Origin of the sequence: Kitasatospora sp. NPDC087271, from assembly GCF_044744605.1 — a bacterium.
Taxonomy (GTDB): domain Bacteria; phylum Actinomycetota; class Actinomycetes; order Streptomycetales; family Streptomycetaceae; genus Kitasatospora.
Genome location: NZ_JBIUYQ010000006.1, coordinates 195,580 through 208,025 on the forward strand (window position 1 = coordinate 195,580; position 12,446 = coordinate 208,025).

10 protein-coding genes and 1 pseudogene are annotated in these 12,446 nt (G+C 71.7%); 4 read left to right on the forward strand and 7 right to left on the reverse strand.

Features of this window, described 5'->3' with window-relative positions; genetic code table 11:
* Positions 1-15: 15 nt before the first annotated feature.
* From ACIO9K_RS13005 to map, 4 genes and pseudogenes are all read right to left on the reverse strand, one after another.
* Positions 16-2,415: a transglycosylase domain-containing protein gene (locus tag ACIO9K_RS13005; RefSeq protein WP_400329269.1), complete on the reverse strand. Its 2,400-nt coding sequence runs from the start codon at positions 2,413-2,415 to the stop codon at positions 16-18.
* 180 nt (positions 2,416-2,595) lie between these two features.
* A complete protein-coding gene (locus tag ACIO9K_RS13010; protein ID WP_363621913.1) occupies positions 2,596-4,077 on the reverse strand; it encodes an alpha/beta hydrolase in 1,482 nt (493 codons plus the stop codon).
* A 181-nt stretch (positions 4,078-4,258) separates the two neighbouring features.
* Positions 4,259-4,390, reverse strand: a pseudogene (locus tag ACIO9K_RS13015) (hydrolase); the annotation flags it as partial.
* Between the two features lie 15 nt (positions 4,391-4,405).
* Complete coding sequence (gene map, locus ACIO9K_RS13020) at positions 4,406-5,173, reverse strand: type I methionyl aminopeptidase (protein WP_400329273.1); 768 nt, start codon at positions 5,171-5,173, stop codon at positions 4,406-4,408.
* 160 nt (positions 5,174-5,333) lie between these two features.
* Between map and ACIO9K_RS13025 the strand changes: the two genes are divergently transcribed.
* The 3 genes from ACIO9K_RS13025 to ACIO9K_RS13035 all read left to right on the forward strand — a co-directional run bounded on the left by ACIO9K_RS13025 (position 5,334) and on the right by ACIO9K_RS13035 (position 8,009).
* A complete protein-coding gene (locus ACIO9K_RS13025; RefSeq protein ID WP_063346085.1) occupies positions 5,334-5,603 on the forward strand; it encodes a helix-turn-helix domain-containing protein in 270 nt (89 codons plus the stop codon).
* A gap of 361 nt (positions 5,604-5,964) precedes the next feature.
* Positions 5,965-7,002, forward strand: a complete 1,038-nt coding sequence (locus tag ACIO9K_RS13030) for a lysine-2,3-aminomutase-like protein (protein WP_400329276.1) — start codon at positions 5,965-5,967, stop codon at positions 7,000-7,002.
* 29 nt (positions 7,003-7,031) lie between these two features.
* Positions 7,032-8,009: a DMT family transporter gene (locus ACIO9K_RS13035; protein WP_363621920.1), complete on the forward strand. Its 978-nt coding sequence runs from the start codon at positions 7,032-7,034 to the stop codon at positions 8,007-8,009.
* 133 nt (positions 8,010-8,142) lie between these two features.
* On the opposite strand, the gene ACIO9K_RS13040 is transcribed toward ACIO9K_RS13035, so the two are convergent.
* The 3 genes from ACIO9K_RS13040 to ACIO9K_RS13050 form a co-directional block, all read right to left on the reverse strand.
* The gene (locus tag ACIO9K_RS13040) at positions 8,143-9,534 is read right to left on the reverse strand and encodes an ABC transporter substrate-binding protein (RefSeq protein WP_400329279.1); all 1,392 of its coding nucleotides are present in this window, start codon (positions 9,532-9,534) and stop codon (positions 8,143-8,145) included.
* Positions 9,535-9,598: 64 nt separating this feature from the next.
* Positions 9,599-10,507, reverse strand: a complete 909-nt coding sequence (locus ACIO9K_RS13045) for a carbohydrate ABC transporter permease (protein WP_400329282.1) — start codon at positions 10,505-10,507, stop codon at positions 9,599-9,601.
* Positions 10,504-11,424: a sugar ABC transporter permease gene (locus ACIO9K_RS13050; protein WP_363621926.1), complete on the reverse strand. Its 921-nt coding sequence runs from the start codon at positions 11,422-11,424 to the stop codon at positions 10,504-10,506. The genes ACIO9K_RS13045 and ACIO9K_RS13050 overlap by 4 nt, the downstream gene beginning before the upstream one ends.
* 293 nt (positions 11,425-11,717) lie before the next feature.
* On the opposite strand from ACIO9K_RS13050, the gene ACIO9K_RS13055 reads away from it, so the two are divergent.
* Entirely contained in the window at positions 11,718-12,380 is a 663-nt protein-coding gene (locus ACIO9K_RS13055) for an SMI1/KNR4 family protein (RefSeq protein ID WP_400329285.1), read from the forward strand.
* Positions 12,381-12,446: the final 66 nt, after the last annotated feature.

Consider the following 12,446-nt stretch of genomic DNA (forward strand, 5'->3'; position numbering starts at 1 on the left):
GCGGGACCGGGCGGCTCACTGGTCCTGGTTGTCGCCGGGGTCGGCCGGCACGGAGGGGGCCAACGGGGTGGACTGCCCGGACGGCGCGGACGGCGCGGACGGCGCGGAGCGGCCGACCGGACTGTTCGGGTTGAGCGGACCGTTCGTGCCGCCCGGATTGCCCGGGGTGCTCGGGTTGCCGGGGCTGCTCGGGGTGCCGGGGCTGCTCGGGCGCTGCTTGCCCGAGCCGCTCCCGCAGGTGCCGGTCGGCGAGCCGCTGGGGGTGGCGCAGTTCGGGTCGCGCTTGGGCGGGTCCGGGATGTAGACCGTCGGGAAGTCCTTCTCCGGCATGTTCCGGACGGCGTCGCTCATCGCCTGCTCCCAGATCGGGCCCGGGCCGGTCGCGCCGAAGACCTCCTGCTGGTAGTGGCCGCCGATCCGGATGTTCTTCATCGGCACCTTGGTGCCCGGGCTGCCCAGCCAGACCGAGCCGGCCAGGTTGCCGGTGTAGCCGGTGAACCAGGCCGACTTCTTCTCGTCCGTCGTCCCGGTCTTGGCCGCGATCTGCCGGCGGTCGTCCAGCCTGAGCTCCTTGGCGGTGCCCTTCTCCGTCACCCCGAGCAGCACGCTGTTGATCACGTCGGCGGTGTCCGTGGACATCGCCTCGGTGCACTTGGCCGGGCTCACCGGGACGTCCTTGCCGTCCACCGTGGAGATCTTGTTGATCGCCAGCGGCGCGCAGTAGGTGCCGCGGGCGGCGAAGCTCGCGTACACGTTCGCCATCGTCAACGGGCTCACCTCCTGGGTGCCGAGGCCGAGGGCGGGGACCTCTTCCAGCGGCTTGCCGTCGGCCTTGCCGGTGACGCCCAGCTTGTCGGCCATCTGCTTGACCGCACAGAGGCCGATCTCCTGCTCCATCTGCACGAAGTAGGTGTTCACCGAGAGGGCCATCGCCTCCTTGAGCTCGTACGGGCCGACCTCGCGCGGGCTCTCGTTCGGGATGCTGCCCTCCTTCTTCCCCTTGTTCGGGTTCTTCCAGGTGCCGTCGCAGGTCCTCGTCGTCGGCCAGTCCATCCGGTTGGGCGAGTCGTACCGCTGGGTGGGCGGCAGGCCGGCCTCCAGGGCGGCGGCGGCCACGATCGGCTTGAAGTTGGAGCCGGGCTGGAAGCCGATGCCGCCGCCCATCGCCGCGTCCACGTTGTAGTTGACGACGGTCTGGTTCTTCTCCTTCGCCAGACCGTAGGGGCGGGTCTGCGCCATCGCCAGGATCTTGCCGGTGCCGGGCTCGACCATCGTCATCGCCGCCGAGACCGGGTCGGTGACGTACACCTGCTCGGAGACGGCGTTCTGGGCGGCGGCCTGCTTCTCCGGGTCCAGCGTGGTGTAGATGTTGAGGCCGCCGGTGTCCCACAGCTTCTTGCGCTCGGCGGCGCTCTTGCCGAACACCGGGTCCTGCTTGACCACGTGGCGCACGTAGTCGCAGAAGAAGCCCATGCCGGCCTGGGCGGTGATGCAGCCGTTCTGCGGGTCCTGGTACTTCAGGCCCAGCGGTGCGGCCTTGGCCTCCTTGGCCTGGTCCGCGGTGATGTGCTTGTTCTCGACCATCTTGTCGATGACGGTGTCCCGGCGCTTCTGCGCGGCCACCGGGTGCAGCTTCGGGTCGTACTGGGACGGGTTCTGCACCAGCCCGGCCAGCATGGCCGCCTCGGGGAGGGCGAGGTCCTTCGCGTCCTTGCTGAAGTAGCGCTGGGCGGCCGCCTGTATGCCGTACGCCTGATGGCCGTAGAAGGTGATGTTCAGGTAGTTGGTGAGGATCTGATCCTTCGTCAGATCCTCCTCCAGCTTGATGGCGTACCGGAGTTCCTGGATCTTGCGGCCGAGCGTCTTGCGCTGCGCCTCCAGGACGGCCACCGGGTCGTCGCCGGCCTTCTCCACGTTGACGTTCTTCACGTACTGCTGGGTGAGCGTCGACGCGCCCTGGACGGCGGCGCCGCTCTCCGCGTTCTTGGTGATCGCCCGCAGGATGCCCTTGAGGTCGACGGCGCCGTGCTCGTAGAAGCGGGCGTCCTCGATGTCGACCTGCGCCTGGCGCACCAGCGGTGACATCTGCTCGGCGGGTATCACCGTGCGGTCCCGCTCGTAGACCTTGGCGATCAGGCCGCCCTTGGCGTCGAAGACCTGGGTGGCCTGCGTCAGCGCCGGCGCCTTGAAGTCGTCGGGGATGCTCTCGAAGCCCTCGGCGCTGCTCTTGGCCCCGAGCCCGACGGCGCCCGCCGCGGGAAGGATGAGGCCGGCCAGCAGTACACCGCCGAGAGTGCAGCAGCCGAGGAACGTGACCGTGTGACCCAGGAATCCGATCGGGGTCTCACGGCGCCGCGGGCGCGGCACCCAGGTGTCGCCCGCGTCCGGGGCAGGTATGCGGCTCTTCGGTGACATAACTGGAACACTACGGCCGCGAATACCGTGCCAGGGCAGGGTGCTGGCGAAGCTTTGTCACAAATCCGCCACAGATTCGGCTCATTCCAGCCGGTCGGACGGGCGCCCGGGTTCGGACAAGGACCGTTCGCCTACGGCCTGTTGATCCCGCCGTCCGCCGGTCGGCCGGCCCGCCCCTGCTCAGCCTGCCGGGCAGGACACGTCCCCGGCCGGGCGACGACCGGTGACCAGGAAGTCCGTCACCGCCGCGTCGCCGCAGGCGTTCCCGTTGGCCCGGTAGACGTCGTGGCCGCCGGAGTCCACCGTCACCATCCGGGCCCGATCACCCAGCGCCGCACGGAGCTTGAGCGCACCCGCGTACGGGGTGGCCGGATCCCGCAGGTTCTGCGCCAGCAGGATGTTCGCCGGGCCCCGGCCGGTCACCCGCACCGGCGGCTCGCCCGGCGCGAACGGCCCGAAGGCGCACGGCATCACGTTCACCGGCATGCCCGCGGTGAGCGGACGGGCGGCGCGCTCGGCGGCCACGTCCCGGACGTAGCCGGCCGGATCGGCGGGCCAGCCGACGTCGTTGCAGAGGGTGCCGACCGACACCGCGATGGTGTTCTGCACCGCCTCGTCCGGCGGCAGCACCGGGGCGGGCAGCGGCCGACGGCCGAGGCCGGCCAACATCAGCCGGGCCAGGTCGGGGAACTTGGCGTCCGCGTACAGGCTCTCCAGCATCGTCTCGCGCAGCACGTTGCCGCTCAGCTCCGCAGGGTTGGCGCCGGGCCAGGGCAGTGGCGCGGCGTCCAGGCGGGCGGCGAGGTCCAGGAACAGCGGGCGGACCTCGTCCGGGGTGTCCGCGACCCGGTCCGGGTTGCCCGGCGCCGAAGCCCACGCGGCGAAGTCCGGGAAGCGGTCCTCGGCGCCCCGGCCGAAGGCGGCGAGCCAGCCGCGCCCCACCCGCGACGGGTCCGGGTCGTCGTTGCTGTCCAGCACGATCCGGTCGGTGCGCCCGGGGAACATGGTGGCGTACACCGCCCCCGCGTACGTGCCGTACGAGGTGCCCCAGGCGGAGAGCCGGCGCTCGCCGAGGGCCTCCCGGATCCGGTCGACGTCCCGGGCCTCGTTCCGGGTGGAGATGCTGCGCAGCACCGGGCCGCCGTTGCGGGCACAGGCCTCGGCGACCCGGCGGGCGGTGGCCAGGTTGTCGTCGATCGAGCCGTCCGCGGCCGGCCACGGGCGCAGCTTCACCATCGCGAGATCGGCGTGCTCCAGACCGCAGCTGACCGGGGTGGAGCGGCCCACGCCGCGCGGATCGAAGCCGACCAGGTCGTAGCGGTCGAGGACGGACTGCGGCAGGCGCTTCACCGCGCCGCTCGGGACGTCCACACCGGAGCCGCCCGGCCCGCCCGGGACGGTCAGCAGCACACCACGGCGCAGACCGGGCTTGGCGGCCGCGATCCGGGAGACGGCGATGGTGATCCGCTCGCCGTCCGGGTCCGCGTAGTCGAGCGGCACGGTGACGGTGGCGCACTGCTGGCGGGGATCGGCCTGGCCCGGGCAGGCCGTCCAGGTGAGGCGGTCCGAGCCGGCCGCGGCGGCGGGGTGGGCGGCGAGGGCGGTGACGGAGAGCGCGGCGGCCGCGGTGACCACGGCGAGGGTGTGGTTGAGGTTCGGCATGCCCGGAAGTCTTCCGGGCACGGGGGCTTGGGCCCATCCGGGCAGCGGGCCGACCGGGGGTGGGGTAAACCCCCGCAATCCCGACCGTACTTGACGGTGCGTCAAATCTCCCGGCGGATCCGGCTCGGAGGCCGGCGCACACGGCGGCTCACGCGGCCGGGAGCGAGGCCGCCGGCGGCGGTCAGGGCGGCAGGTCGAGCAGCGGCGTCAGGGCGGCCGGGCGCTGCTCGACCGGCAGATGGTCCACCGGGTGGAAGGCGCAGCCGAGGGCGGCCGCCCCGCCGTCACAGGTCCGGTCGTCGCCGACCATCAGCCCACCGCGCTCCGGCTACCGGAGGGTCAGGACGCGCGGGCCGTCCTCGGTGATGGCGACGGTGTGCTCGATGTGCGCGGCACGGCTGCCGTCCGCGGTGCGCAGCGTCCAGCCGTCCGGATCGGTGTGGTAGTCGCCCCGGCCGCCCGCCGTCAGCATCGGCTCCAGCGCCAGCACCAGGCCGGGGCGCAGCGGGTAACCCCGGCCCGGGCGGCCCTCGTTGGGCACATGCGGGTCCTCGTGCATGCTCCGCCCGATGCCGTGCCCGCCGAAGCCTTCGAGCAGGCCGTAGCGTCCGGCGCGGGCGACCTTGCCGATGGCGTGCGCGATGTCGCCGATCCGGTTGCCGACCACGGCGGCGGCGATCCCGGCTTCCAGGGCGCGCCGGGTGGTGTCGATCAGTGCCGCGTCCTCGGGCCGGGCGGCGCCGACGGTGAAGCTGACGGCGGAGTCCCCGGCCCAGCCGTCCAGGAGGGCGCCGCAGTCGATGCTCACCAGGTCGCCGTCGCGCAGCCGGTAGCCGCCCGGGATGCCGTGCACGACGGCGTCGTTCACCGAGGCGCAGATGACGGCCGGGAACGGCACGGGCGCGAAGGACGGCCGGTAGCCGAGGAACGGCGAGGTGGCCCCGGCCGCCCGCAGCACGCCGCGCGCCACCTCGTCCAACTCCAGCAGGCTGACGCCCACGGCCGCCGCGCCCTGCACGGCGGCCAGCGCGTCCGCCACCACCCGCCCGGCTTCGCGCATCGCGTCCAGGGCGGTGTCCGACTTGATTTCGACCATGGTGGGTCGTCTCCCCTCAATCCAATTCTTATACCGGTATTTGTATCACGGTCGAAGGCGGAGCGGCCGCGCGGCAGGACGGGAGCACCGGGGCGGGGCGCACGGCGCGACCTCGCGGGAGCACGACGCGACCCCGGAGGGAGGGCCTAGTATCGACGGCATGGTGAGGACTCCACTGACCCCGTGGGAGCGCGAGCGCGGGGAGCGCTTCGGGGCACTGCTGCGCGAGGCGCGCGGCGCGCGCAGCATGGTCGAGGTGGCGGCGGTGGCCGGCGTCTCGGCGGAGACGTTGCGCAAGATCGAGACCGGACGGGCACCGACGCCGTCGTTCTTCACCATCGCCGCGCTGGCGTTCGCGCTGGATCTGTCGCTGGACGAGCTGGCGGCCGTGTGCGCGCTCCCGGAGGACGGCGAAGCCCTCTCGGCGTGACGCCTTAACGCTTTAACGCCTTACCGACTTAACGGCTTAACGGCCTTTTGCCGGGGCCGGAATCGATCATCACCATTCGATGACCCGAGGCCCCGGACACCGCCACAGACGATCCTTGACGCGTTCAGACCACCGAGGGTAGCGTCCTTGATTGTCGGCCTTCAGTCGAGGGACAAACGGACCTGTCCCGACTGGGTTTCGCCGCCGGATCGCCCTCCGGATCCGCACCCTCGCAGCCTCGCGGCGCTATCGCCCCCGGAATTCCACTGTCCGCCGACGTGCGTTCCCGGATTCTCCCCGGGCACCTCCGTGCCCGGTCGCTGAACGATCCCCATTCGGTTTCTCTCCAGGAGTTGAACCCATGGCTGGTTCGCGCCCGATCCGCACTCCCAAGGAACTGCTCGCACAGCACCTGATCCAGGAGGATCAGGTCGCGGCGATCACCGATGTCGCCAAACGGTACGCATTGAGCATCACACCGGCGATGCGCAGCCGCATCGTCGAGCTGGACGACCCGGTCGCCCGCCAGTTCGTGCCCACCGAAGACGAGTTGACCTCCCTGCCGGAGGAGCGGGAGGACCCCATCGGCGACGATCCCTTCACCCCGGTGAAGGGCGTCACCCACCGCTACCCGGACCGCGTGCTGCTCAAGCCCGTCCTGGTGTGCCCGGTGTACTGCCGGTTCTGCTTCCGCCGGGAGGTGGTCGGCCCCGGCGACTCGATGCTGAAGGAGTCCCAACTCGCCGCCGCGCTGGACTACATCCGCTCCCACCCGGAGATCTGGGAGGTGATCTTCACCGGTGGCGACCCGTTCATCATGTCGCCCGACCGCCTGCGGCCGATCCTCAGGGCGCTCGACGGGATCGAACACGTCAAGGTGATCCGCTTCCACACCCGCGTGCCCGTGGTGGACCCGGACCGGGTGACCGAGGACCTGGTCGAAGCCCTCACCATGGACACTCCGGTCTGGGTCGTCGTGCACACCAACCACAGCCAGGAGATCGGCGACGGCGCGCGGCGCGCGCTGCGGCTGCTGGCCGGCTCCGGGATCCCGCTGGTCAGCCAGACGGTGCTGCTCAAGGGGGTCAACGACAACCCCGAGGCGCTGGAGGACCTGTTCCGCACCCTGATCGTCAACCGGGTCAAGCCCTACTACCTCCACCACGGCGACCTCGCCGTGGGCACCAGCCACTTCCGCACCACCATCAAGGAGGGGCAGGCGCTCGCCCGCAGCCTGCGCGGCCGCGTCTCGGGCCTGTGCCAGCCCACCTACGTGCTCGACATCCCCGGCGGCCACGGCAAGGTGCCCATCGGCCCGACCTACCTGAACGGGAACGGGACCGTGACCGACCCGTGGGGCATCACGCACACCTACCCGCCCAAGAGCACCGAGGACTGACCACCCCCGCCGAAGGGAACCACCGGCCCATGGTCTCCGAACCCACCCCTCGCCGGCCGAACCCCACCCTGCCGCCCCCGCCCCGGGGCTCCGGCACCGGCGTGCTCGGCAACGCCGTCCGCCACCCGGGAGGGACGCTGACGCTGATCGGGGCCTCGGCGATCTGGGGCCTGTGGACCACCGCGGAGAAGTACTCCATCCGGGGACTTCCCGTCATGACGGTGCTCGCCGTCTCCCTGTTCACCGCCGCCGCCCTGCCGTGGGCCGTCCTCCTGTACCGGGGCGGCCACCGGCGCCCGTCGCGCGACCAGTTGAAGCGCCTCGCCCTCCTCGGGCTGTTCGAGCCGATGGTGGGGTACGGGGCCATCGGACTGGGGATGGCGCGGATCGACGCCACCCAGGCGTCGATCCTCCGCGGCTCCGAGGCGTGCTTCGTCGTCGCGCTGGCCGCGGTGATCAGCCGCCGGGCACCCACGCCGCGCGGTGTCGGCGGCGTCGTGCTGGGTGCGGTCGGCGTCGCCGCGCTGGGCGGGAGCCACGCCCTGCTGGGGCTCGGCGTGGGGGATCTCCTGGTGCTGGCCGGGACGTTCGCCGCCGCGGCGGCCACCATCATCACCGGACGCGTCGTCAGGGAGACCGATCCGCTGGTCACCACGGCCTACCAGTTCGGCTTCGGCCTGCTGTTCTCCCTGCCGCTGTTCGTGGGCCAGTGGGTCATCAGTGGCAGCCTGGTCACCGGCGGCGCCCGCCCGCTGCACTGGATCGTCGCGGCCGGCGTCTGCGGCGGCGGGCTGGCCGGCGCGTTCCTGATGTACAACTACGCCGTGACGCGGACCCCGGTCACCACGGCGGGCGTCCTGCTCAACATCATCCCGGTGTTCGGACTCGCCTTCGCCGTGGCGCTCCTGGGCGAGCGCATCGACGTCTGGCAGTACGTGGGGGCCGCGCTCATCCTGGCCGGGATCTTCCTCTTCTCGGAGATCCCCGGGGCGGACGCCGACGGCTGAGCCCCGACCGGCCGTCCCCGACGATGGTCCCGAACGGCGGCGGCCCGCCGGGCGCGTGCTGCGCCGGGCGGGCCGTCGTGGGGGCGGGCCGGTGGCCGTGAGTCGGGCCGGTGACCGTGGGGCAGGGAGGTGGTCAGCTCACGGAGCTGTTGTAGCTGTCGATGGCGGGCTGGAGCTCCTTGGCCGCGTCGGCCAGGGCCTGCTGGGCGGTCTTGGAGCCGGCGATGGTCTGCTCGATGGCCGTCTCGACGCCCTTGCGGGCCTGCGGCATCACGCCGAGCAGGCAGCCGGCGGTGGCCGGGGAGGGCTTGGTGGCCTTGAGCTGCTCGATGGCCGTCTGGAACTGCGGGTACTTGGCCACCCACTCCTTGTCCTTGGGGTCGTCCAGGGACTTGCGGTTGACCGGGAAGTAGCCGGTGCCGGTGTGCCAGGCGGCCTGCTGCTCGGGGGCGGTGACGAACTTCTCGAACTCCCAGGCGGCGCGCTTCTCGGCGTCGGAGTGGCCGGGGCCGCTGATCCACAGCGAGGCGCCGCCGATGACCGGGCCGCCCTGGTCGGCGGCGGCGACCTTGGGGAAGGCCGCGGTGCCGACGGCGAACTTGGCGGCCTCGGTGTAGCCGCGCAGCACGCCGGTGGACTCCAGGTGCATGGCGACGGTGCCGGCCTTGAACGCGGCCTGGGCGTCGTCGGTGTTGCGGCCGGTGTTGGCCGCGTAGCCGCCCTTGACGAGGTCGGCCCACCACTGGACGATCTGCGCGCCCTGGGCGGAGTCGAAGACGGCCTTGCCGGCCTTGTTGGTGCGGCCGTTGTCCTGGTCGCAGTACATGGTGCCGGACTCGGCGAGCAGCTGCTCGACGAACCAGCCGTAGATGGCCGCGCCGAAGCCGTAGCGGACGGTCTTGCCGTCGGCGTCCTTCTTGGTCAGCTTCTTCGCCAGCTCGCCGAGTTCGGCGAGGTCCTTGGGCGGCTGGGCCGGGTCGAGACCGGCCTCCTTGAAGGCGTCGGCGTTGAGGTAGAGCAGCGGCATGGAGGAGTTGAACGGCATCGAGACGAGCTTGCCGCCGACGGAGTAGTAGTTGCGGATGTTCGGGTCGAGGTCGTCGAGGGCGAAGCCGTCCTTGTCGGCGAAGGCCTGGGCCGGGACGGTCTGCTTGGAGTCGATCATGAACCGGGTGCCGATGTCGTAGACCTGAACCAGAGCGGGGGTGCCCTTCTGCTGCACCGCGGCCTTGTACTTGGCGACCAGGTCGTCGTACTTGCCCTGGAACTGCGCCTTGACCTCGATCTTGCCCTGGTGGGCGGCGTTGAACTGGCTGACCAGCCCGGTGAGGACCTCGGCGTTCTTCCCCGTCATCGAGTGCCAGAACTCGACGCCGGTGACGCCCGAGGCCTGGTCGAGCGCCTGGGCACCGGGGGCGGCGTCGGAGGAGCCGCCGGAGCCGGAGGTGGAGTCGCCGGAGCTACAGGCGGTCAGGGACAGGCCGGCCACCAGCAGGGCCGCGAGCGCGCGGGCACTCTTCTTCACGGGAGGGTTCTCTCTCTGTCGGGAGGGACGTGCTCGAAGGAGCGGGAGGAAGCGGCGGAGCGGGTCAGCGGACGGCGCCCGCGGTGAGACCGCGGACGATGAAGCGCTGGCCGAAGACCACCAGGGCGAGCGTGGGCAGCAGGGAGAGCACGACGCCGGCCAGGATCAGGCCCGGATCGGACATCTCGGAGTCGCGCAGCGAGGTGAGGCCGATCTGCAGGGTCTGCATGTTCGCCGTGCGGGTGATGATGAGCGGCCAGAAGTACTGGTTCCAGGCGGACAGGAAGACGTAGATCGACAGCGCCGCCAGGGCCGGCTTGTTGAGCGGGACGACGATCCGCCACAGGAACCGCCAGTGGCCCGCGCCGTCGATCCGCGCGGCGTCGCGCAGTTCGCCGGGCAGCTGCCGGAAGGCCTGCCGCAGCATGAAGGTGCCGAAGCCGGAGGCGAGGAAGGGCAGCACCAGGCCGAAGTAGGTGTTCCCGAGCCCCCAGCCGGACAGCGTCAGGTAGTTGGGGATGATGATGGCCTCCCACGGGACCATCAGCGTCGCCAGGAACACCCCGAACACCACGGCCCGCGCCTTGAGCGGCAGGAACACGAAGGCGTACGCGGCGAGGACCGAGGTGAACAGCTGGGCGAGCGTGATGACGGTCGCCACGATCGCCGAGTTGGCGTACTGCCTCGCCAGCGGGACGGTGTCGACGGCGCCGGCGAAGTTCCGCCCGGTGACCGAGTGGGGCACCAGCGCCGGCGGGTAGGAGGAGAGTTCGGACGGGCTCATGAAGGCGCCGGCGATCGCGTAGTACACCGGGAAGGCCACGGTGACGACGGCGACGGCGAGCAGCAGGTAGACGGCGGCGCGGCCGAGCAGGTCGCGCGGCGAGCGGCCGGCCAGCACGCGGGGGCGCGGGCGCGGCGCGGCGGCCCCGTCCTGGGCCCCGGGCCCGGCCTCGGTGGCGGTCACGGTCATGCGTAGTGCACCTTCCGCTCCAGGACGCCGAACTGGACGGCCGTGCAGGCGAGGACGACCACGAGCAGCACCACGGCCTGGGCACTCGCGGTGCCGAAGTCGCTGGAGCCGTAGGCGAAGGCCTTCTCGTAGACGGAGTAGACGAGGGTCCGGGTGGCGCCGTCGGGGCCGCCCTTGGTGAGGATGTGGATCTGGCCGAAACTCTGCAGCGAGTGGACGGTGGAGACCACGGTCAGGAAGAACAGGTTCGGGCCGAGCATCGGCACGGTGATCGAACGGGCCAGCCGCAGCCCCGAGGCGCCGTCGATCCGCGCGGCCTCCAGGACCTCGCCGGGGATCGAGCCGATGCCGGCGGACAGCACCAGCACGTTGTAGCCGAGGCTCATCCACACCGTGGTGACGGCCACCGAGACCAGCGCGTACCGGGAGTCGGTCAGCCAGCCGATCGGGCCCAGCCCGACGTGCGAGAGCAGGCCGTTGAGCACCCCGCTGGCGGGGTTGAAGAACACCGCGAAGACCACGGACGCGCTGGCCACCGAGAAGGCGAAGGGCAGCGCGAACGCGGAGCGCAGCAGCCGTACGCCCCGGATCCGGTTCTCCAGGAGCAGCACCAGCACCAGCGCGCCCAGCACGCCGGGCACCACGGTGAGCAGCGTGAACAGGGCGGTGGTGACGAGCGTGCGCCGGAAGTCCGCCGAGGTCAGCAGCTCGGTGTAGTGCTTCAGCCCGACGTAGCGCGAGGGCGCGCCGAACAGGTCGTTGGCGTGTCCGCTCAGGTAGATGGTCCGTCCCAGCGGGTAGCCGATGAAGAGGACGAAGACCACCAGGGACGGCAGCAGGAAGGCCCAGGCGAGGCCGTGCTCACCCCAGCGGCTTCGGCGGCCCGGGTGGGGCTTGGTGTGCGGTGCGGTCGGCATGGGTTTGCGCGTCCCGCCTTTCGTTGCGTCGGTTCCGGCCGAAACCGTGTCCTGCCCACACGACGGGTCGGAAACCCCACGGTGAGCAACGGGTGTCGGCGGGATTACGCGTTCGCGTCAGATTCGGCCGGTCGTGGGCGGACGGGCGTTGGGGCGCGTCCCCGGCCGGTCGTAGGCGGGCGGGATGTGCGGCGCGCCCCCGCCCGTTCCGGTACGCCCTCCGGTGGCACCGGACTGTCGGTGGGGCGTCGTACGGTTCCCGGCCTGTCGGTGGGGCGTCGTACGGTTCCCGGATGGACGACACCGAATTCGACATCCGGGCCGCGATGGCCGAATCCCTGCGGGGCCGCGCGGGCACCCGGGCGCTGGTCGAGGGCTTCGCCGCCTACTGGGGCGAGCCGCTGCGGCCCGACGACGGCTTCACGGACGCCGAACTCGACGCCGCCGAAGGGCGTCTGGGCCTGCGGCTGCCGGCCGCACTGCGCGAGGCGTACCGGCTGTTCGGCCGCCGGGAGGACCTCACCGGCAACCACAACCGGCTGCTGTCGCCGGAGGAACTGTTCGTCCTGGACGGCGCCCTGGTGTACCAGGAGGAGAACCAGGCGTGCGCGCACTGGGGCGTCCTGCTGGCCGACCTCGACCAGGACGATCCGCCGACGGTGGGCCGGCTCGACCTCGCGGACAAGTCGGAAGAGCGCTGGGAGCCCTGGGAGGAGCGCTTCTCGACGGCCGCGACGGCGATGGTGATGGTGGAGAAGCTGTTGCAGGACGACGAGTTGAGCGTGTTCGCCGAGTCCGGAGTGGAGGTGCCGGAGGGGCTGACGGAGCTGCCCCGGCTCGGCCGTGGCTGCCGCTGGTTCACCGGGCCGGACGTGCTGGTCGTCGAGCTCGACGAGGACCTCGTGGTGGCCCGGGCCCGGACCGAGGAGGCCCGGGACGCACTGGCCGAGCAGTGACCTGATGGCCCAACGACGGTGCGCCGACAGGTCGTTGGGTCATGGGTGGATCAGGCGGTGGCCCAA

Bases quoted from the DNA above. Each gene is read 5' to 3' on its own strand.
- ACIO9K_RS13025 (WP_063346085.1), top strand. From the start codon at position 5,334: ATGGTGAGGACTCCACTGACCCCGTGGGAGCGCGAGCGCGGGGAGCGC.
- ACIO9K_RS13030 (WP_400329276.1), top strand. From the start codon at position 5,965: ATGGCTGGTTCGCGCCCGATCCGCACTCCCAAGGAACTGCTCGCACAG.
- ACIO9K_RS13005 (WP_400329269.1), bottom strand. From the start codon at position 2,415: ATGTCACCGAAGAGCCGCATACCTGCCCCGGACGCGGGCGACACCTGG.
- ACIO9K_RS13010 (WP_363621913.1), bottom strand. From the start codon at position 4,077: ATGCCGAACCTCAACCACACCCTCGCCGTGGTCACCGCGGCCGCCGCG.
- ACIO9K_RS13050 (WP_363621926.1), bottom strand. From the start codon at position 11,424: ATGCCGACCGCACCGCACACCAAGCCCCACCCGGGCCGCCGAAGCCGC.
- map (WP_400329273.1), bottom strand. From the start codon at position 5,173: ATGGTCGAAATCAAGTCGGACACCGCCCTGGACGCGATGCGCGAAGCC.
- ACIO9K_RS13045 (WP_400329282.1), bottom strand. From the start codon at position 10,507: ATGACCGTGACCGCCACCGAGGCCGGGCCCGGGGCCCAGGACGGGGCC.
- ACIO9K_RS13035 (WP_363621920.1), top strand. From the start codon at position 7,032: ATGGTCTCCGAACCCACCCCTCGCCGGCCGAACCCCACCCTGCCGCCC.
- ACIO9K_RS13055 (WP_400329285.1), top strand. From the start codon at position 11,718: ATGGACGACACCGAATTCGACATCCGGGCCGCGATGGCCGAATCCCTG.